Annotated in this window: 13 protein-coding genes and 1 pseudogene; 1 reads left to right on the plus strand and 13 read right to left on the minus strand. The window is 69.3% G+C overall.

Translation table 11 applies throughout. The features are described from left to right. Positions 1 to 2,304: bifunctional lysylphosphatidylglycerol flippase/synthetase MprF (locus HMPREF0975_RS11255; RefSeq protein WP_009234305.1), on the plus strand; the 2,304-nt coding region annotated here is incomplete at its 5' end. An 87-nt stretch (positions 2,305 to 2,391) separates the two neighbouring features. Here HMPREF0975_RS11255 and ppdK read toward each other — a convergent pair. The 13 genes and pseudogenes from ppdK to HMPREF0975_RS11315 all read right to left on the minus strand — a co-directional run bounded on the left by ppdK (position 2,392) and on the right by HMPREF0975_RS11315 (position 21,036). After that, positions 2,392 to 5,097, minus strand: a complete 2,706-nt coding sequence (gene ppdK / locus HMPREF0975_RS11260) for a pyruvate, phosphate dikinase (RefSeq protein ID WP_009234306.1) — start codon at positions 5,095 to 5,097, stop codon at positions 2,392 to 2,394. A gap of 726 nt (positions 5,098 to 5,823) precedes the next feature. Beyond that, on the minus strand, positions 5,824 to 6,270 hold the full coding sequence (locus HMPREF0975_RS11265) for a universal stress protein (protein WP_009234307.1): 447 nt from the start codon (positions 6,268 to 6,270) through the stop codon (positions 5,824 to 5,826). A 28-nt stretch (positions 6,271 to 6,298) separates the two neighbouring features. Further along, positions 6,299 to 7,711, minus strand: a complete 1,413-nt coding sequence (locus HMPREF0975_RS11270) for an MFS transporter (protein WP_009234308.1) — start codon at positions 7,709 to 7,711, stop codon at positions 6,299 to 6,301. 202 nt (positions 7,712 to 7,913) lie between these two features. Next, positions 7,914 to 9,023, minus strand: coding sequence for a putative glycoside hydrolase (locus tag HMPREF0975_RS11275; protein WP_003785357.1), 1,110 nt, complete (start codon positions 9,021 to 9,023; stop codon positions 7,914 to 7,916). Then, a complete protein-coding gene (gene pelF / locus HMPREF0975_RS16805) occupies positions 9,020 to 11,752 on the minus strand; it encodes a GT4 family glycosyltransferase PelF (RefSeq protein ID WP_442852332.1) in 2,733 nt (910 codons plus the stop codon). The genes HMPREF0975_RS11275 and pelF overlap by 4 nt, the downstream gene beginning before the upstream one ends. After that, the gene (locus HMPREF0975_RS11285; protein WP_232212517.1) at positions 11,746 to 13,140 is read right to left on the minus strand and encodes a hypothetical protein; all 1,395 of its coding nucleotides are present in this window, start codon (positions 13,138 to 13,140) and stop codon (positions 11,746 to 11,748) included. Before HMPREF0975_RS11285 ends, pelF begins: the two co-directional genes overlap by 7 nt. Before the next feature lie 664 nt (positions 13,141 to 13,804). After that, on the minus strand, positions 13,805 to 16,405 hold the full coding sequence (locus HMPREF0975_RS11290) for an ATP-dependent Clp protease ATP-binding subunit (RefSeq protein ID WP_009234311.1): 2,601 nt from the start codon (positions 16,403 to 16,405) through the stop codon (positions 13,805 to 13,807). A gap of 178 nt (positions 16,406 to 16,583) precedes the next feature. Then, positions 16,584 to 17,219 carry a hypothetical protein gene (locus tag HMPREF0975_RS11295; protein ID WP_009234312.1) on the minus strand — a complete coding sequence of 212 codons (636 nt, stop codon included), beginning with the start codon at positions 17,217 to 17,219 and terminating at the stop codon, positions 16,584 to 16,586. Between the two features lie 186 nt (positions 17,220 to 17,405). Then, positions 17,406 to 17,606, minus strand: coding sequence for a helix-turn-helix domain-containing protein (locus HMPREF0975_RS16810; protein WP_009234313.1), 201 nt, complete (start codon positions 17,604 to 17,606; stop codon positions 17,406 to 17,408). Between the two features lie 178 nt (positions 17,607 to 17,784). After that, positions 17,785 to 18,012, minus strand: a pseudogene (locus HMPREF0975_RS16815) (response regulator); the annotation flags it as partial. Between the two features lie 140 nt (positions 18,013 to 18,152). Beyond that, complete coding sequence (locus tag HMPREF0975_RS11305) at positions 18,153 to 19,289, minus strand: sensor histidine kinase (protein ID WP_009234314.1); 1,137 nt, start codon at positions 19,287 to 19,289, stop codon at positions 18,153 to 18,155. Further along, positions 19,286 to 20,140 (minus strand): ABC transporter permease, encoded by an 855-nt coding sequence (locus tag HMPREF0975_RS11310; RefSeq protein WP_009234315.1) that lies wholly within the window; start codon positions 20,138 to 20,140, stop codon positions 19,286 to 19,288. The genes HMPREF0975_RS11305 and HMPREF0975_RS11310 overlap by 4 nt, the downstream gene beginning before the upstream one ends. A 32-nt stretch (positions 20,141 to 20,172) precedes the next feature. Continuing rightward, positions 20,173 to 21,036 (minus strand): ABC transporter ATP-binding protein, encoded by an 864-nt coding sequence (locus HMPREF0975_RS11315; RefSeq protein ID WP_009234316.1) that lies wholly within the window; start codon positions 21,034 to 21,036, stop codon positions 20,173 to 20,175. Positions 21,037 to 21,262: the final 226 nt, after the last annotated feature.

Genomic DNA, 21,262 nt, shown 5'->3' on the forward strand with positions numbered 1-21,262 from the left:
ACCGGGGGCGAGATCGCCCTGTCCGCCTACATCCACCAGCCCCAGCGCGTGTGGACCCTGCTGACCGCCTGGGCCGCCCCAGGCCACCTGCTGCCGGTCTCAGGCGCCATCGTGCTGCTGTCCATCGGCGTCCTGCTGGAACGGCTCCTGGGCACGCAGCGGTGGCTGGTGACGAGCATCGTCTCCTCCGCCGGGGGGATCGCCCTGGCCCAGGCGTTCTACCCGCTCATCGGGCGCGTGTGGGAGGCCTGGCCGCCCTTCCTCATCCACGCCCCCATCCACGGCGTCGGCCTGCCCATCACCGGTATCGTGGCGGCCTCCACCAGCGTCATGCGCCCGTCCTGGCGGCGGCGCGTGCGCCTGGTCATGTTCGCCGTCCTCGGCGTCTCGGCCGCCGTCAGCGGCACCGTCGGGACCCTGGCCCGTCTGGGATCGGGCGCCGTCGGCCTCGTCCTGGGGATCGCATTGGAACGCGGTCAGAAGACGGCGCCGTCCCAGGAGCTGCCCCGGCGCGTGGAGCGCGAGCTCGTGGCCTTCCTGGTGGCCTGCTGGTCGGTGAGCTGCGCCCTGGCGGTCCTGAGCAACGCCGCCGGCCCCCTGGCCGACGCGCGCTTCGGACTGACCCCCGCGATCCTGCCCAAGAACGCCGCCATCTCCCCGGTCGAACTGCTCCTGCTGTGCATGCCGACCTTCCTCCAACTCGTCCTGGCCGACGGCCTGCGCCGCGGACGCCGCTCAGCGGCACTGGGCACCATCCTCCTCCAGACCTTCCTGGGGGCCTGCGCAGCCATGTTCGCCCTCGTAGAGAAGCTCGACGCCCAGCATCCCGAGCCCGCTTCCGAGACGGCCCAGACCCTGCCCAGCTGGGTGCATTCCGGCCACCTGCTGGTCCCCCTGCTGCTCAACATCGTGGTCATCGGCCTCGTGTGCTGGAAGATGGGCTGCTTCACCCTGAGATCACGTCCCGGGGTTCTCTACCGCGCCGTCGTGGCCTGGGCCCTCACCGTCGTCGGCGGGGCCACCATCGCCGTGTTCGGGGGCCTGCTCATCTCCCGGGACTTCTCCCCCTACGCGAGCTGGCCCGATCTGCTAGAGACCTACCTGTCCTACCTTCTGCCCGTGGGTACCGGCGGCGTCATGGGCCTCATCGTCGAGCCCCTGACCCCGATGGCCCACCTCATCACCAAGGGGACGCCGGTTCTGGTGTGGATCCTGACGATCCTGTGGGTGTGGCTGGCCCAGTCGGCGCCTGCCCGCACTCCGGTGGCCAGCCGCGAGCAGCTCACCGAGCTGGTACGCACCCGCGGCGCCGGAACACTGGGCTGGATGCTCACCTGGGAGGGCAACGAGGCCTGGGTTAACGAGGCCGGCACGGCCGGCTTCTCCTACCGTCCCAGCCGCGACGTGGCCCTGACGGTCGGGGATCCGGCCGCCGACGACGCCGAGGTCGCCCAGGCGGTGCGCGACTTCGCGGACTTCGCCACCGACGCCGGACTCATCCCGGCCCTCTACTCGGTGCACGCCCCGGCGATGGAAGCGGCCCGCGACATGGGCTGGACGATCATGCAGGTGGCCGAGGAGGCCCTCCTGGACCTTCCGGACCTGGCCTTCCGCGGCAAGGCCTACCAGGACGTGCGCACGGCTCTCAACCACGCCCGCAAGGAGGGCATTGAGACCGTGTGGACCAGCTTCTGCGACTGCCCTGCGGGCCAGCGCGACCAGATCCGCGCCATCTCCCAGGCCTGGGCCAGTGACAAGCCCCTGCCGGAGATGGGATTCACACTCGGCGGTCTGGCCGAGCTCGACGACTCCGAGACGCGCCTGCTGCTGGCCGTCGACGCCGACGGCACCGTCCAGGGCGTCACCTCCTGGCTGCCGGTCTACCGCAACGGGAAGGTCATCGGCCTGACCCTGGACTTCATGCGGCGCCGCGAAGGCGGCTTCCGCCCCGTCATGGAGTTCCTCATCGGGCGCGCCGCCCAGGACGCCCAGGCCGAGGGCCTGGAGATCCTCTCCCTGTCCGGGGCGCCGCTGACCCGCTCCGCCCCGGCCGACGGCGGCACCTCCTCGCGCTTCGATCCGCTCATCGACCTGCTGGCCTCCGTGCTGGAGCCGGCCTACGGCTTCGGCTCCCTGCACGCCTACAAGCGCAAGTTCAAGCCTCGGGCGGTGCCCATGTACCTGGCAGTCCCCGACCTGGTGGACCTGCCCACTGTGGGGATCGCGATCGCCCGCGCCTATCTGCCCGATCTCAAGCCCTCACAGACCGCCCGCTTCGCCCAGGTGCTCATGAACCGCGACTAAGACCCGGCGCAGCACAGACGACGCAGCCGGCCGGCTCAGACCTTCGGGTCGAACCGGCCGGCTGCGCCACACACTGGTTCCCGACCGCTACTCGTCCTTGTCCTCGACGGCCGCGCGCCCGGCCTCCAGGCGGGCCACCGGCACGCGGAAGGGCGAGCAGGAGACGTAGTCCAGGCCCACGCGGTGGAAGAAGATGATGGACTCGGGGTCGCCGCCGTGCTCACCGCACACGCCCATCTTCATCTTCGGTTTGGTGGAGCGGCCGCCCTCGACGCCCAGACTCACCATGCCGCCCACGCCGTCGACGTCGATGGTCTCGAAGGGGGAGATCCCGAAGATGCCGTCGTCGATGTAGCGGCCCACGAAGGATGACTCGACATCGTCGCGCGAGAAGCCCCACGTGGTCTGGGTCAGGTCGTTGGTGCCGAAGGAGAAGAAGTCCGCCTCCTGGGCGATGTGGGCGGCGGTGACGGCCGCGCGCGGCAGCTCGATCATGCAGCCCACCGGGAAGTCGAGGGCGTAGCCGGAGGCCTGGGAGACCTCCCGCAGCACCTGCTCCACGCGCTCGCGCGCCAGCTGGAGCTCGCGCACCGAGCCGATGAGCGGGATCATGATCTCCGGGTGCGGGTCGCCGCCGGCCTTGAGGCGCTCGACGGCGGCCTCGGCGATGGCGCGCACCTGGAGCTCGATGAGGCCCGGCATGGTCAGCAGCAGGCGGACCCCGCGCAGGCCGAGCATCGGGTTGGCCTCGTGGCTCTTGCGCACCACGGCCAGGAGCTCCTCGTCGGCCGGGTCCAGCTCGCCGCGCTCGCGGTCGACGGCCACCTTGACGCTCAGCTCGGTCAGGTCCGGCAGGAACTCGTGCAGCGGCGGGTCGATGAGGCGCACCGTCATGGGCTTGCCGTTCATCGTCTCGAACATCTGGATGAAGTCGCCCTTCTGCAGCGGCAGGAGGGCGGCCAGGGCGGCCTCGCGCTCGGCGTCGGAGGAGGCCAGGATGAGGTTCTGGACGAACTGCTTGCGCTCGCCCAGGAACATGTGCTCGGTGCGGCACAGCCCCACGCCCTGGGCGCCGCGGTGGATGGCGTGGCGGGCGTCGTCGGGGGTGTCGGCGTTGGCGCGCACCTGAAGGCGGCGGACCTCATCGGCGTGGCGCATGAGGCGGTCCACGGCGGTGACGAGCTCGCGGGTGTCCTCGTCTCCGGCCGCCTTGAGCGCCTCGTCCAGGCCTCGGCGCAGGTAGGTCATGACCGGGGAGTCGACGACGCCGACCTCACCGAGGAAGACCTCGCCGGTGGTGCCGTCGATGGCGATGATGTCCTCACTGGTGAGGACTTCCTCGCGCCCCGCGATGCGCAGGGTCTTGCCGGCGGAGTCGACCTCGAGGGCCTCGGCGCCGCACACGCAGGTCTTGCCCATGCCGCGGGCGACGACGGCGGCGTGGCTGGTCTTGCCGCCGCGGGCCGTGAGCACGCCGGCGGCCGCGACCATGCCGGGCAGGTCGTCGGGGTTGGTCTCGCGGCGCACGAGGATGACGGAGTCGCCCTTCTCGGCGCGCGAGACGGCCTCGTCGTTGTCGAAGGCGATGTAGCCCACGGCGGCGCCCGGGGAGGCGGCCATGGCGCGGGTGAGCAGGTCGCGGCTGGAGTCGTCGTCGAACTGGGGGAACATCAGCTGGGTGAGCTGCTCGCCGGAGACGCGGGTGAGGGCCTCATCCATGGTGATGAGCTTTTCGTCCACGAGCTGGGTGGCCACACGGAAGGCGGCCGCGGCGGTGCGCTTGCCCACGCGGGTCTGGAGCATCCACAGCTTGCCACGCTCGATGGTGAACTCGATGTCGCACAGGTCGCGGTAGTGGGTCTCCAGGCGGCGCATGATGGAGCGCAGCTCGTCGTAGGAGGCCTTGTCCAGGCGCTCGAGGTCGGCCAGGGACAGGGTGTTGCGGATACCGGCGACGACATCCTCGCCCTGGGCGTTGACCAGGTAGTCGCCGTAGACGCCGGTGCGCCCGGTGGAGGGGTCGCGGGTGAAGCACACGCCGGTACCGGAGGTCTCCCCCATGTTGCCGAACACCATGGTGCACACGTTGACCGCGGTGCCCAGGTCGTGGGGGATCTTCTCGCGACGGCGGTAGATGTGGGCGCGCTCAGTGTTCCAGGAGCGGAAGACGGCCTCGGTGGCCATGTCCAGCTGGGAGCGGGGGTCCTGCGGGAAGTCGATGCCGGCGTGCTCCTTGACGATGGCCTTGTACTCCTCGACCAGCTCCTGGAGGGCGTCCACGGGGAGCTCGTAGTCCATGGAGACGCCCCGCGCGTCCTTCTTGGCGTCCAGGGCGTCGGAGAAGTGGTCGCCGTCGATGTCCAGGACGGTCTTGCCGAACATCTGGATGAGGCGGCGGTAGGAGTCCCAGGCGAAGCGCTCGTCGGAGCTGGCGGCGGCCAGTCCCTTGACGGAGACGTCGTTGAGGCCGATGTTGAGGACGGTCTCCATCATGCCGGGCATGGAGAACTTGGCGCCGCTTCGCACCGAGACGAGCAGGGGGTCCTCGGCGGCGCCGAGCTCGCGCCCCAGCTCCTCCTCGACTCCACGCAGAGCGGTGGTGACCTGGACCGAGAGCTCCTCGGGGACCTCGCCGCTGGCCAGGTAGGCGCGACATGCGTCGGTGGTGATGGTGAAGCCGGGGGGAACGGGGAGATCCAGCCGGGTCATCTCCGCCAGGTTCGCTCCCTTGCCTCCCAGGAGGTCCTTCTGGTCCTTGTCACCCTCGCTGAAGCGGTACACGTACTTGGGCATCGATGCCCCTTTCTGATTCGGGTCGTTCTCGGGTCTGACTCAGATCGTCCTGATGCAGGCGTGACGCGGCGACGCGTCGTTCACGATATGACTCTAGTGTGACTTCAGTCCTAGACCAAACACGCCGACTCCAGCGCGCCTCCTCCCGGCGCGCCCGCCTACGCCGCGGGGCTCGGCGGCATGGGCGGCCGACGTCGAGGGGAGGAGATTCAGGGAACGCCGAGCGCCGCGTCCCGGAGCGGGTCGGGGCGCGGGGCCACCCGGGCAGACGCAGCGCCACCATGCGCCCAGCCCGGCCCCACGTATCACAGGAGTTACGACAACTGCTCAAAACGGGTTCTTCGTGTCGTGGGGATGGGGTTGTGCGGGGCTTTCCTCGTCGGGGTCTCGGGGTACGTGGTCGTACGCGATCCCACCCGGTCGTACGTAAAACCGCGTGGTCGTACCCCCAGCGCACGCGGTCGTACGTAAAACCGCGCGGTCGTACCTTAGAGCCCCTCTAAGGTACGACCGCGCGCCGCCGGGTACGACCACGCGACGCCGAGTACGACCGCGCAGGACCCCGAGACGCCGAACCACCGGCACCCGCTCACCCCGACCACGCCCTCACACACGAAGAACCTCAAAACATAGCGGCGGATGCCCGCCACACTTCCGCGTGGCGGGCATCCGCCGCCGGTCCGATCGCGCAGGATCCGACGCGTGCGTCCGACGTCTATCCGGCGACTAGGGAACGACGACGAGGACGTCGCACTTCGACTTGCGGAGCACCTGGACGGAGACGGCTCCGAAGATGCGGCCGAACAGCGAATCGACGCCTTTGGATCCGACGATGACGAGGTCCGCCTCGGTCTCCAAGGTGACGAGGGTGACGGCATCGACCGCCGTGCCCTCGACGACGACGCCCTGGGCGAGGGCGACGCCGCGCTCAACGGCGGTATCACGCGCCTTCTCGACGACGGCGTAGGCCTGGTCCTCGGTGAGCCCGACCCGCACATCGGCGACGGGGGCAAACTCGTTGATGCGAGCCTTGTCCCGCGCCGAGACGGGGTCGAAGCCGGCGACGAGGAGAAGAGCGGCGTCGCACAGGCGAGCCATCTCGCAGGCGCGATCGATGACGTGGGTGTTCGCCTCGACATCGCCGACTCCGGCGACAATGGTGGTATAGGTCACGGATGACATCCTTTCGTGGGGCACCCGGTCAGGCCACGGCAGTCTCAGTGGCGGACACGGCGGCGGCGCGCACCCGCGGGTCCGCGTCCTTGACGGTGTCGATCCACTCGATGAGCAGACCGGCGATGACGAGGAAGACTGCGACGAAGAGCATGGCGTTGACCGGGTGATCGCCGAGCAGGTGCTTGTAAATGGGACCGAAGGTGAGGGTCTGGATGAACTGGGGGATGACGATCATCATATTGATAACGCCCATGTAGACGCCTCGGCGCTCCTTGCGGATCATCTCAATGGCCATGATGTAGGGTACGCCCGTAATAGAAGCCCAGGCCACACCAATGCCGATCATGGGCAGGTAGAGGACCGCGGTGTGGCCGGGGCTGCCGATGCGGGTGAGCAGGACCAGGCAGACGGCGGCGAGGCACAGCGCCGCGGTGTGGACGTGCTTGGGGCCGATGCGGTTGGACAGTCGCGCCAGGAAGAGGGCGACGACCGTGCAGGAGACGTAGTAGGCGACCATGAGCCCGGTGGCGAAGCCGGAGGCGTTGTTGAAGGCCTCGGTCTTGGCGTACCCCGGGTCGGACAGGTTCACGCCGAAGTAGGTGACGGCGCACATGAGGCCCAGGTACTGCCAGAAGACGTTCATGGCGTACCACTGGAAGAGGTAGACCAGGGCCATCTTCTTCAGGCCGCGGGGCATCTCGACGATGGCGACGCCGATGTCCTTGACGAAGCCGAAGGGGCCCTCCTCCCGCTTCTTGCGCTCGAGCTCGACCAAGCCCTCCGGCGTGGGCGGCAGCTCCTTGGTGGAGAGCACCGAGATGAGCACCGAGCCGATGGAGCACACCGAGCCCACCATGAAGGCGCCGAAGACCCAGTAGGGGATGCCGGCGGCGGTGGCGCCCGCCAGGGTCTTCTCCAGAACGACGAGGGTCCCGGCGGCCAGGGCCGAGCCGGCGCCGATGAACAGGGACTGGGCGAGGAAGCCCTTGGCGAGCTGCTTGGAGGGCAGGCGGTCGCCGATGAAGGCCCGGTAGGGCTCCATGGCCGTGTTGTTCGAGGCGTCCAGCAGCCACAGGCACAGCACCGCCATCCACACGGCGGTGACGAAGGGCATGAGGAACAGGAACACGGAGCAGCCGACGGCCCCGATCAGGAAGAAGGGCTTACGGCGTCCCCACTTCTCGCTCCAGGTCCGGTCCGAGAGCGCCCCGATGAGCGGTTGGATGAGCAGGCCGGTGACGGGTCCGGCCAGATTGAGGATGGGGATCTCGTCAGCGGAAGCCCCGAGGAACTGGTAGATGGGCGACATGGCGTTCTGCTGCATGCCGAAGGAGTACTGGATGCCGAAGAATCCGACGTTCATCAGCAGGATCTGAGCAGTGCTCATCATGGGCTTGTGCGCGATGTCCGCCGCGCTATTCTGGGAAGTCTGTGCCATAGGTCATCCTCGTCCTGGGCCCTGTGGAACTCTGTCGACGCCGCCCGAGACGGACGCCGCGCTTCCTGCCCGAGAGAACGCTGTACGGGACGGCGGGGATCTCAGGAAGTCAAGCAGGTCAATGATCCACCCAACATGACTAACGTTTGACAGGTCTTTAGTCCCATTATCGGATCTCGCACGAGCCGGACCGGGTCATGACTCAGGCACGCAGAGCGATCATCCCACGATGCGCGCTGAGGCGCACCTCCAGAGCCAGCGCCTCACCGTCCGGGTCCCCGGTGGGCCCCGGTGACCTGAGGCCCGCCGGGAGACGCACGGTGCCGCCTCCCTCCTCGCCGAGCGCGACGGCGGCCACTCCGCCCTCGAACTCGCGCACCCAGGCGCCCGAGGTCCTCCGGGGCCGTCCCAGCGGGCGCCCCAGGTCGGCGTCGAGGGCGGGGAACCAGGGAGTGCGCGAGTAGTCGTCGTGACCGGTGGCCGTGTAGGCGCCCTCCCCTCCCCCGAAGACCCAGAAGGCCGCCAGCCCGTAGAGGCCGGGGGACGTGCGGGCACCGGACATGGAGCCGCCGCCCCCGCCGTCGGGCGTGCGCACGATGGACAGGCCCGGCCCTCGCAGCTCGTGAATCTGGGCCAGGGCCGTGGCCTCATCGAAGAGGTGATGGTCCCCCCAGCCCAGCCAGCACTCGTCGAAGCCACCACCCCAGGCCGAGTGGCGCTCCCAGCGGCCGGGTTCCCGGCGGGCCTCGGCCACGTTGGGGATGAGGATCTTGCCGACGCCGTTGAGGCCGGCACCGGCCTGGTCCACGAAGATGTTCAGCTCGGCGCGCAGGGCGGCGGTGTCGGCGATTCCGTCCAGGGGGAGGTCCAGGCCGTAGTAGTCGTCGAAGACGTCGTTGTCCGCCATGACGCCGTCGAAGGCGGTCTCAGCGGTGGCCTGGCAGACCTCCTCCACCCAGCGGGCGCGGTAGTCGGGGTCCCACACACGGGCCTGGAAGTGGCCGGGGTAGGTGTTCCACTCGACCAGGTCGCCGTTGTCACGCCTGGCGAGCCAACCGCGGCGGAGGGCCTCGCGGTAGGACAGCCCGGAGGCGCGCATGGAGTCCGGCTCGAAGTCCCGCGTGGAGGACAGGCACCGGTAGGCCAGGACCGTCATGTCCGGTCGCGCCTCCTTGAGGCGGGCTGCTGCCTCGGTCTCCCAGGGCTGGAGGATCGCGGCCCGGTAGTGGGCGATCGCGAAGTCCAGCTCCCCGGGCTCGAGCGGGTTTCCGTAACGGATCCAGGCGCCGACGCCGCCGGTGCTGCTCCTCATGCTCCTCCTCGGTCGGCGCGGGTACCGGTCTGCTCGCCGGCACCGCCCTGACGGTAGATCTTGTTGTAGGAGGCGTTGACCTTGACCAGGTCGTAGGCCGCCTCCACGCGGCCGCGGGCGTTGAGGCTCAGGCGCTCGTAGAGATCGACGTCGCTGATGACCTCCTGGACCTTGTCCGCCATGACGGCGGGGTCACCGGGCTCGATGATGATGCCGCAGGGGTCCCAGGTCTCCCCCTCGTCGGTGACGATCAAGTCCTCGACGACGGAGCGCACGGCGCCGACGTCGGTGCTCACCGTGGGGATGCCGGCCCCCATGGTCTCCAGGGAGACGACCGGCAGGCCCTCGTTGTAGCTGGGCAGGACGAACAGGTCGAACTCAGGCAGGAGCTCACGGACCTTGACGGTCCCGCGGATGGTGATGACGCTCTCCAGGCCCTGCTCGACGATGCGGGTGAGGCACTGCTCGAAGTAGGAGGGCATGTGCTCGGTGGGCCCACACACGTCCAGGTGGATGTTCAGGCCCCGGTCCACCATGAGGCGCACCGAGTCGATCATGTCCAGCAGCCCCTTGATGGGCACGACGCGGGCGATGTAGACGAGCTTCCACAGGTGCTTGTCCGCGCCCTCCTTCTTGATCTCCTCGATGGCGGCCAGGCGGGCGGCGTAGGAGGCGTCGAACTCCTTGGTGACGATGCCGTTGGGGATAACGATGGCCCGCCCGGAGTCGCCGCCGAGCTCGTTGGCCTCGGTGATGGCCCGCGGGTAGAGGTAGGTGGAGGCGTAGGCGTAGGGGTAGCACAGGCGCCCCATCTCCAGCCACCAGGCCATCCACATGCGCTCGCGACCGGTGACGTCGAAGGTGCGGTAGTCGGTGAGCTTGATGTTGAGGTCCAGCCTGCGCTCCAGGAGGGTGTTGACGGTGTCGCGCACGTAGAGGTTGTGCTCGGTCAGCAGCACCCGGGTGCCGTGCTCGCGGGCGGCGTTGACCCCCAGGAGCATGGCGTAGCCGGTGGTGTGGGCGTGGTAGACCTGGGCGCGCGGGACCGGCTCGGCCAGGACCGCGTAGGCCAGGGAGAAGAAGTCGCGCAGGCACCAGAAGATGTCGGTCATCGACATGCCCAGGTCGGGCATCATGTCGTGGTAGGCCTCCATGAACTCGCGCGTGCCCAGGATCGCCCAGATTGGGTAGCGCCGTGAGGCACTCAGGCCCTCGCTGATGAGGTCCCACAGCGGCTCGGTGCGGCCCTCCTGGGCCAGGGAGAGCATGGCGCCCAGGATGCGGCGGGACAGCTCGCGGCGCTGGCGGCGATTCATGCGCAGGTCGCGCGGGCGGGCGCGCAGGAAGTCCTCCTGGTGCTCCTCCATGGACAGGTAGAGGACCCTGACCCAGGCGACGTTGTCCGGCATGCCGTAGAGGTCCTTGCGCGGTGAGTTGGAGTCCCAGGTGATGTGGATGATCCCGAAGGTGAGTTCGGGGTTGCCGGTGATGATGTCGTGGACCACTGCGGAGACCCCTCCCTTGAGGTAGGGGTAGGTGGATTCCATGACGATGGCGACGTCGACGTCAACGTAGACGCCGTCCTCGGGAACGCCGTCGGGCAGGACGTCGGTGTCGGGTTCCGGCTCGGGCTCCTCGGGGGGCAGGGCGATCTCGGCGCTGCCTGCGGGAGCCTCCTCGGTGTTGGGCCCCGGCTCGGCGGTCTGCTGGGACAGGGGCAGCGCGGCGGCCTCGGAGGCGGCCGATGACACGGACTCCCAGGCGATGGGCGCCTGCGCGGCTGCGTCCCCGGCGCCGTCGAGCCCACCGGGATCAGTTGCGCCGGCGGCGGGGACGGCTTGCTCCTGCGGAGTCAGTACCGTCTCCTGGAAGGTCGCCGCCGCGGCGGGCGACGGCGGGATAATCCCATAAGTCGTCTCAGTAGAGGGCTCGGCGGGGGCCGGGGGCTCGATGGGGGCCGGAGACTCGACGAGGGCTGGAGACTCAGCGGGGGCTGGAGACTCGGCGGGTGCCGGGGGCTCGGCAGGTGCCGGAGACTCAGCGGGGGCGGACGGCGCGGCCGGGATATCCGGTGTGGCAGCGTGCTCCGGGGATGCGGTTCGCTCCGGGGCGGCGATTCGCATGGTTCCGAAGATCGGGGAGTCCAGAATCTCGGCGTCCCCGGAGGGCTCGGCCGGCTGAGGGCGCCGTGGGCGCGGCTGGACCACGCCGTAGCCGGCCGGGGCAGGGGCCTGGACGACGCCGTAGATCGGCGCCGCGGATATATCCGGGGTGGAGGCGGACTCGCTCACGGACTGGGTGGTGGGAGACTCCGCACGCCCGCCGGGCTCGGAGGTCACAGCGCCGTCCGTGCTCGGCGCGCTGGCAGGCGGCATCGTACTGGGAGGATCCGCCCGGTGCTGGCCGCGGCGGGTTCGGCGGTCGCCGGGCCTCTCGGCCTCGGCAGGGGCGCTGGGGACGCCGGCAGCGGCGGAGGCGCTGGGAGCGCTGCGGACACCGGAAGTGCTGCGAGAGCTGGCGGGACCGCTCAGTGCGCCGGCCCCACCCGTGGTGACGACGACGCCGTAGCCATCGGGGCCGACCTTGACTGTGGGACCCGCGTCCTGGCCCCGGTCGCCGATGCCGGGGGCGTCGTCGGGGCTGGGCATCGGGGCGTAGCCGCCGGCGGGGGCCGAGTAGTACAGCGGAAGACTCTCCAGTCGGGCGCGGAAGGAAGACGAGCTCACCAGGACATGGCCTTTCCCCAGAAGAAGGAGTACTCCGGTGCAGCCCACCGTTTACGGTAGAGCAGCAGGCCCAGCGCGCACAGAGCCAGGTCGACTCCGGCCAGCGGCAGGTAGGCGCTGGCACTCGCCACCCGCAGCAGCAGTGCCGCGGCGACGGCCACGTGGATGCCGGACAGGAGCAGAGCGGAGGTCGAGTCGCCGATGTGGTCGATCTCGTAGCTCAGGAGCGTCAGCACCGTGAACAGGGTCGAGGAGAGGCACACCTCGAGGACCAGGAGCACCTGCTCCGGAGCGATGAGCGCCATGGAGCAGACGACGACGATGACGCCCGCGGCCCCCACGACGCAGGCGCGGATGAGGCTGGCGTCCAGCAGCCGCCGCAGGGTGCGTCCGCGGTCGCGCAGGCTGGTCATGCCCTCGCGCTTGAGAACCGTCTGGAACAGGGCGATCTCGGTGTTGACCCGGGGCGCGGTGACCGCGAAGTAGTAGCAGTAGGCGACGACTGCGGGCTGGAGACACAGGTAGACCAGCGCCACGTCGAAGTCACGACCGGCGCCCAGGAAGAGGAAGAACTTGTCCGACCACAGCACTCCTCCCAGGATCGCACCCCGGAGCATGTCCTGCATGAGGATGCCGGTGGAGACCCCGCGGGGGCGCAGGATCTTGCCCAGCGATCGCCCCATGGACAGGATCTGGCTAAGTGCGCCCAGCAGCGGGGGCAGGTACCACCAGGTGGGCTCGGCGATGAGGGCGACGGCGTAGAAGAGCCATCCCACCGACCACAGCCGGCGCCGGCCCGAGACGTCGGCGACGATGAGCGACTGGACGAAGACGACGTGCAAGAGGAGGAGCATCGTGTGCACCCCCATGACGTGCAGGTTCCAGCCGGTCACGGCAGCCACGACGAGGATCTCCAGCGCCGTGGGGACGAGCGCCCACAGGAACAGGGCGGGCCAGATGGAGCAGTAGCGCTCCAGGACCGCCCGCGGTCCGCGCCCGAGCGAGTCGCCCAGGAGACGGTAGACGGGGGTGCCGATGATCTGACTGAGCCAGGGGACCGCCACCGACACGCTCAGGACGATGACCGGCAGGCCAGTGCCGTCGATCGTGTTGGCAGCCATCTTCTGGGACACGAACGGGAAGCTCAGGCCCAGCAGGATCGCCGGGGACATCCCCAGGAGCATCGCTGCCGCCCAGTGCCAGCGGGCCCCGGGGGCGATCCCTCCGCGCTTGAGCGCCCTGGTGGGGGGCGCCGTGATGAGCCCCAGACCGATGAGGACGGTAACGGCCAGAACGCTGATCGTTGCCTCCACCGGCCAGGCGACCCAGGCCAGCAACGCCGTCACAACACCGACAGCGCTCAGGGCCGCAGCAGAGTTGGCGGTCCGCAAGCGTGGGAAACGGTGCTGATGAAAATGTCGCGGTTCGTATCTGAGTTGTGTCATGGGAGTAGTGGCACCAATGATGCACGAGCACGCACGGGCGATCCGAGCCGAGTATTCAGTTGCGCGGGTGAGGAGAACAACGGCAGCCTGAATGAGGGCGGGCAGGTACGGACATTACGGACGAGTACGGGCAGAAGCGGTTGACTAACGGCCCCGCACGGTGCTGGGCCACGGCACCGACCGACCAAGTCCCAGGGACGACTTCCGTCGGAGCGCCACTCCACTGTATCGGTCAGATGACGAACAGGTGACGGTCAGGCCAAACTCTCAGTCCGTTCTCTTGGCGCACTCAGGCTTTATTAAACATTCACCCCGTTCGCTTCATCGCGCCATCAGGGCCTCATCCCGTAAATATGAGCGAATCTTCAACGCCATTCGCGAAGGCCGAGTGCACATCGAGACGGACATCACCTGAAGAAATGCGGCTGCGGAACAATTCCCCGGCGCCCAGCCCGACTGTGGCTGATATCAAACCGAGACATCGAAGGCGTCGCAGACGACAAGCGGACAAGACTCGACACGATGGGCCGCAACCCCGTCAGGGTTGCGGCCCATCGTGTCGGGTTCGCAAGAGGGCCCGGCCCTCTCGATGTCCTGTCAGTGCACCGGTTCAGCGACCGGGCTCGGCGGCCGGCGAGGCTCCGCCATCGCGGCTGATCGGCGCCGAGGGGATGCGCAGCGGGCCGGAGCCCCTTCCTCCGCCGCCGGCCGCGGCCTCCTCGGCCTCTCGCAGCGCGGCGACTTCGGCCTCGCCCTGCTCCCAGGGTTCGCCGCGGAAGATGAACTCGCCCAGGATGGACTCGCCCTCGGCGTCGACGATGACCTTCTGGCCCCGCTCGATCTCTCCGAAGAGGATCTTCTCGCTCAGGGCGTCCTCGATGTCGCGCTGAATGGCGCGGCGCAGCGGGCGGGCGCCGAGGACCGGATCGAAGCCTCGCTCAGCCAGGAGCTCCTTGGCGGCGTCGGTCAGCTCTATGGTCATCTGCTGCTCGGCCAGGCGCTTGTCGAGGCGCGCGATCATGAGGTCGACGATCTGGCGCACCTCCTCCTTGGTCAGCTGCGGGAAGACGATGAGATCGTCGACGCGGTTGAGGAACTCGGGCCGGAACTGCTGCTTGAGCTCGCGGTTGACGTGAGACTTCATCTCCTCGTAGTCCATGGCGCCGGACTCGGTGGACTGGAAGCCGGTGGCCACCGACTTGCCGATGTCCTTGGAGCCGAGGTTGGTGGTCATGATGATGACGGTGTTCTTGAAGTCCACCACGCGGCCCTGGGCGTCGGAGAGGTGCCCGTCCTCCAGGATCTGCAGCAGCGAGTTGAAGATGTCCGGGTGGGCCTTCTCGACCTCGTCGAACAGAACCACGGAGAAGGGCCGGCGGCGCACCTTCTCGGTGAGCTGGCCGCCCTCGTCGTAGCCGACGTAGCCGGGAGGGGCTCCGAAGAGGCGCGAGACCGTGTGCTTCTCGGCGAACTCGGACATGTCGAGCTGGATGAGGGCGTCCTCGTCGTCGAACAGGAACTCCGCCAGGGCCTTGGCCAGCTCGGTCTTCCCGACGCCGGTGGGGCCGGCGAAGATGAAGGAGCCGCCGGGGCGCTTGGGGTCCTTCAGTCCGGCGCGGGTGCGGCGGATCGACTTCGACAGCGCCTCGATGGCCTTGTTCTGGCCGATGATGCGCTTGTGGAGCTCGGACTCCATGTTGAGGAGCTTGGCGGACTCGGCCTCGGTCAGCTTGACCACCGGGATACCGGTGGACATGGCCAGGACCTCGGCGATGAGTGCCTCGTCGACCTCGGCGACCTGGTCCAGATCGCCGGACTTCCAGGCCTTCTCCTTGGCGGCGCGCTCGTCGCCCAGGCGACGCTCGTCGTCGCGCAGGGAGGCAGCACGTTCGAAGTCCTGGTCGTCGATCGCGGACTCCTTCTCCCGCTTGACCTCGGCGATCTTCTCGTCGATCTCGCGCAGCTCGGGCGGGGCAGTCATGCGGCGGATGCGCAGGCGGGCGCCAGCCTCGTCGACCAGGTCGATGGCCTTGTCCGGCAGGAAGCGGTCGTTAATGTAGCGGTCGGCGAGCTTGGCGGCGGCCTCGATAGCCTCGTCGGTGATGACGATGCGGTGGAAGGCCTCGTAGCGGTCGCGCAGGCCGGTGAGGATCCCGATGGTCTCCTCGATGCTGGGCTGGTCGACGGTCACCGGCTGGAAGCGGCGCTCCAGGGCGGCGTCCTTCTCGATCTTGCGGTACTCGTCCAGGGTGGTGGCCCCGATGGTCTGAAGCTCGCCGCGGGCCAGCATGGGCTTGAGGATGGAGGCTGCGTCGACGGCCCCCTCGGCGGCGCCAGCACCGACGAGCGTGTGGATCTCGTCGATGAACAGGACGATGTCGCCACGGGTGCGCACCTCCTTGAGGACCTTCTTGAGGCGCTCCTCGAAGTCGCCGCGGTAGCGCGAGCCGGCCACGAGCGAGCCCATATCCAGGGAGTAGAGCTGCTTGTCGCGCAGGGTCTCGGGGACGTCGCCGTGGACGATGGCCTGGCTCAGGCCCTCGACGACGGCGGTCTTGCCCACGCCAGGCTCCCCGATGAGGACGGGGTTGTTCTTGGTACGCCGGGAGAGGACCTGCATGACCCTCTCCATCTCCTTCTTGCGGCCGATAACCGGATCCAGCTTGCCCTCGCGGGCGGCGGCGGTGAGGTTGCGCCCGAACTGATCCAGGATGGCGCTGCCCGAGGGGGTGCCCTCCTTGGAAGGGCCGCCGGCGTTGACCGTCTCCTTGCCCTCGTAGCCCGAAAGCATCTGCATGACGGTCTGGCGCACACTGGAGAGATCGCCCCCGAGGTTGGTCAAGACCTGAGCGGCCACGCCCTCGCCCTCACGCAGCAGGCCGAGCAGCAGGTGCTCGGTGCCGATGTAGTTGTGGCCGAGCTGAAGGGCCTCGCGCATAGAGAGCTCGAAGACCTTCTTGCCGCGCGGCGTGAAGGGGATGTGGCCAGTGGGGGCGGACTGCCCCTCACCGATGATCTCGATGACCTGGGAGCGCACGGCGTCCAGGGAGATGTCCATAGACTCCAGCGCCTTGGCGGCAACTCCCTCGCCCTCGTGAATGAGGCCGAGAAGGAGGTGCTCGGTGCCGATGTAGTTGTGGTTCAGGGCCCGCGCCTCGTCCTGCGCAAGCACGACGACGCGGCGGGCGCGGTCGGTAAAGCGTTCAAACATCAGTAGTTCCTCCTCGGCACGTGCTCGGTGCGGTACCGCTCGTCCGGTGGTGGCGAGGGATGTCGCAGCGCCGTGGAGAGACGACGCTGGGAGCACGTGCTGACAAGGCTAACCAGCCGGATGCCTTGCCCATGCCCCTGTTCGCGGTAGGCGTGAGTCAGGCTTGAGCCGGGTCGGCTCATGCCTGGGCTCGCCTGCGCAGGCCCCACATCATCCCCCGAGTCATGAACCTGGCGACAGGGCGCATCGCCCACACCACCGCCGTCGTCGTGCCCCGGTGGGGCAGGTAGCGCTCCCGGATCCGCAAGCGGCAATGACCGGAGCCGTGATCGTCGAGCTTGTCGAGCACGAAGGCCCATGAGAAGTCGAAGTCCATGCCCACCCCGGGCGGCGCGACGCCGCCGTCGGAGGACAGGACAAGGCAGTGCCCGGGCTCCAGACGCGCGACGGTCAGGGCGGCGTCGGCGGCCAGACGCACCCGGTCGCCGACGGCGAGGTCCTGCCACCGCGACTCGATGCGCCAGGTATTGGTAATACCCACGCCCGCCAAACACTCAAGCAGATCGAAGCTGTAGAAACCGCCGCGCTCGTAGCCCAGCTGCACCAGCCATGGCCACACCGCCGTTGCCGGGGCGTCGATGTCGATCTGGTGGGTCTCGATGACGGTCGCCCCGGGCACCAGGTCGTCGCCGGGAAGCGGAAGCGAGTCATCCCCGCGCGGACGGCTGGCGCAGGCAGCCAGCACCAGCGCCCCCGAGCAGGCCCCGATGCCGGCGGTCATCAGGAGTGCGAGGCGGCAGTGCGAGCGGTTCATGAGGCCATCATCTCCGCTCACCGCCGCCTTCGCAGGTTCACCCTCTGCCTCGCGCCTTGTCCCTACCGGTCGCGTTCGTAGGGTGAGTCGCGCGGTCGTACCCTCTACCCCTCGAACGCACGACCTAAGGTACGAACTCGCGGGGGTCGCGGCCGAAGCGAAGCGCCCAGGACGCAGCGACGCGGCTCAGTCCAGCTCGAGCAGGCCCCGGCGCAGCGCCTCGGTGACGGCCGCCGTGCGCGAGTCGACGCCGAGCTTGGAGTAGGCGCGCAACAGGTGGGTCTTGACGGTGGCCTCGGTGATGTAGAGCTCGGCCCCGATCTGGCCGTTGGACAGTCCGCGCGAGACCGCCTGGAGGACCTGCTTCTCGCGCGGGGACAGGGTCACCGGCGCCTCCACCCGGCGGGAGGATCCGAATGCGCCGTGCCCGGCGCCCCGCGCCACCCCCACCAAGCCGGGTTGTGACGGCCGGGCTCAGCGCGCTACGGCCCACGGCGGCGGAGAGCACGGCGGCGATGATGTCCTCGCGCGGGGAGTCCTTGAGGAGATAGCCGATGGCACCGGCCTCGACGGCGCGCAGGATATCCCCGTCGGTGTCGTAGGTCGTCAGGACCACGACGCGGGGCGCAGCGGGACGCGCGGAGATCCGGCGGGTGGCCTCGACGCCGTCGACGCCGGGCATGCGCAGGTCCATGAGGACCACGTCGGGGGCGAGCGCGGCGGTCAGGGCGATGGCCTCGGCGCCGTCGGCGGCCTGCCCCACCACCTGGAGGTCCTGCTCGCCGGAGAGCATGCCGACGATTCCGGAGCGCACCACCGGGTGGTCGTCGACCACCAGGAGGCGAACCCTGCGGCCCTCCGGGCGGTGCGTTGAACACGTATGGGCGGGGCCTGCGGAGCCTGGAGCGCTTGCTGAGGAGGGGCCGGCGTCGTTCACAGGGGCATTCTGGCCTCGACGACGGTTCCGACACGCCCCCGTTCGTCAGGCTCCTGGAGCGGGTCGACGGTCAGCGTCCCACCGAGGGCCTCCACGCGTGCCCGCATCCCGGTCAGCCCGGTTCCCTCCAGCGCCCCTCCCGCGCCGACGCCGTCGTCGGCGACGGTGATGATCAGCTCGCCCGCTTCGGAAGAAGAGGAGACGACGACGTCGACGCGCCCCGCCCGGGCGTGGCGCACGACGTTGCTCAGGGACTCCTGCACGATACGCAGGACCGCGACCTCGAGCGCGGAGGTCATCTGGGCCGGCAGCTCGGCGACGAGGACGATGTCCAGACCGTGGTGCTCGGGGGCCCGGGTCAGGCGCCGCAGCGCGGCCTCCAGGCCGTCGTCGCGCAAGGCGCTGGGGCTCTCCCCGGCCACCAGGGCCCGGGCCTCGGCCAGGTTGTCGCGGGCCACGGCCTCGATCTCGGCGAGCAGTCCGTACAGGGTCCGGGACTCACCGGAGTCGCCGCCCGAGTGCTCGGAGAGATCGTTGAGAGCCGTCTGGGCGAGGTTGACCACGGAGATGAACCCCTGCGCCAGGGTGTCGTGGACCTCGCGCGACCAGCGCTCGTGCTCGGCGGCGATGCCCGCAGCGCGCTCGGCGACGACGAGCTCGTCCTGAGTGCGGGCCAGTGCCGCGAGCGCCCTCTCCTTGTCGGCCAGGGCGTGGATGGCCTCATAGCGGACGATGTGGACCCAGGTGACCCAGGTGCCCGTCACCAGGACGACGACGACCATGATGATGGAGTTGACCCACCACGCCTCATCGCCTCTGAGGTACCCGGCAGCGGCGAAGCCCGCCCCGAAGATGAGGTGCCCGACGACGGCGGTCCACCACTTGGTGTAGACCCACCAGATCATCGGAAGCACGATGAAGAAGCCCAGCAGTGCCAGCTCGGAGTAGGACACCAACGCCAGGCTGGCGGCGGCCATCGACCAGGTCAGGACGCACCAGACCCAACGGGGCAGATTGGCCCGATCGAGCGGCGGGTACACGCCTGTGGGGCTGTCCGTGCCCTCGCAGGCCAGGCGCAGCTTCCCGCGCAGGTCGCGCGGCCAGGACACCAGATCCTGCGTCTCCGGGGTCATCTGTCCACTGTATCGCGACGGGTGATGACGACGGCGGCCACGACGCCGCCCACGAGCCAGGCGGTCACGACGGCCAGGCCTTTGCCGGTCTCCCAGGCCCCGGTGGGTTCCACAGCGGCCGCGGAGGCGGGCAGGAAGGCCTCGCGCATGAGCTCGGCCGACCAGCGCACCGGCAGGATCGAGAAGCCGTGGACCATCCAGGCCGGCAGCTGGGACAGGGGCAGGAAGAGGCCGGAGACGAACTGGAGGATGATGATGACCGGCGTGAGGATCCCGGAGGCGGCGCGCGAGGAGGGGCAGCAGCGGCCGATGGCCAAGCCTAGGGCGGTGCAGGCTCCGATCGTGAGCACGAGGGCCAGGGCCGCCAGCCCCCAGGAGGCCGCCCGGGTGGGCAGGCTCAGCCCCAGGGCGAGGCCGCCGACGCCGATGAGGACGAGGATGTTGAGCACGGACAGGACGACGTTGGCCAGGCACTTGGCGGCTACGTAGGCCCAGGCGGGTACGGGTAGGACGGCCAGGCGCTTGAGCTCACCGGACTCCCGCTCGGCGGCCACGGAGATGGCCAGTATCTGCATGCAGGTCATGAGCACGCCCATGGTGATCATGGCCGGCAGCATGTACTCGCCGAAGGTAATGCCCCCGTTCATCTCGCCGGGGAAGACGGCGTTGAACAGGATGAGCATGAACAGGGGGTAGAGCAGCCCCATAACGAAGGCCATGGGCTCGCGCACGAAGCCGACCAGGCCCGCCCAGGACAGGGTCAGGACGGCGGCCGCCGCACTGCCGGGCCGTTGGACCGTCCGGGTCCCCCTTGCGGCAGGGGTGCGCGGGTTGAGGGCGGCGGTAGTCATCAATGCTCCTCGTGTCGAAGGCTGCTGGAGGCTCAGCCGATGTGGTGGCGGGAGACGAGCTCGAGATAGTGATCCTCGAGGCTCGGGGTGTGAACCTGGAGCCCGGGGACCTCGCCGTCGGGACCGGTGAGGCGGTCCATGAGGCCCCGGACGACGGAGGTGGGCGTCGTGGTGGACTCGGTGCGCTCAGCGCCGTCCTCGATCCAGCTGACGGTGCGCTTGCTGCCGGCCTGGCGGGCGAGGGCCTCGGGGGTGCCGTACTCGACGACTCGGCCACCCAGGATGATGGCGACCTCGTCCGCCAAGTGGGCGGCCTCGTCGAGGTAGTGGGTGGTCAGCAGGACGGTGGTGCCGTCGGTGCGCAGATCCTTGACGAGGTCCCAGAAGACGTGGCGCGCCTCGGGGTCGAAGCCGGTGGTGGGCTCGTCGAGGAACAGCAGCTCGGGGCGGCCGATGATGGCCAGGGCGACGTCGAGGCGGCGACGACGGCCTCCGGACAGGCGCGAGGCACGGGTGCCGGCGTCGTCGGACAGCCCGACGCGGTCGATGATCTCGGCGGCGTCGGCGGGCCGGGAGAAGAAGCGGGCGACATGGCCGACGGCCTCGGCGACGGTGAGGTCCTTGAGGTCGGCAGAGGTCTGCGAGACGACGCCGATGCGGGCGCGCCAGGCGCGCGGCGCCCGCCCGGGGTCCTCCCCCAGAACGGAGACGGTGCCGCCGCCGCGGCGGCGCAGGCCCTGGAGGATCTCGACGACGGTGGTCTTGCCGGCGCCGTTGGGCCCCAGGAGGGACAGGACGGTGCCGGCCGGGACAGTGAGGTCCAGGTTCTCAAGGACGCGCTTGTTCCCATAGGACTTGGTCAGGCCACTGATCTGGACGGCGGGGAGCTGCGACATGCCTCCAGTGTGTGAGCTGGATCGCAGCTCCGGTAGCGACCGGTCGGACCACGAGGTTGTCCACCGTTCGGTGGACAACCCGTCTGCGGCGAATGCGCGTCAACCTGCATCTTCAGACCGATGCATCCGAGCGCAGAACCCGTCCCTCGCCCCTTGCGCGCCGGTCAACGCCGTAATATCAGAGCGATGGCGCACCGTGCCACAGATCATCGCACGGCGCTGCTCC

It is taken from the genome of Actinomyces sp. oral taxon 849 str. F0330, from assembly GCF_000239715.1.
Classification (GTDB): domain Bacteria; phylum Actinomycetota; class Actinomycetes; order Actinomycetales; family Actinomycetaceae; genus Actinomyces; species Actinomyces johnsonii.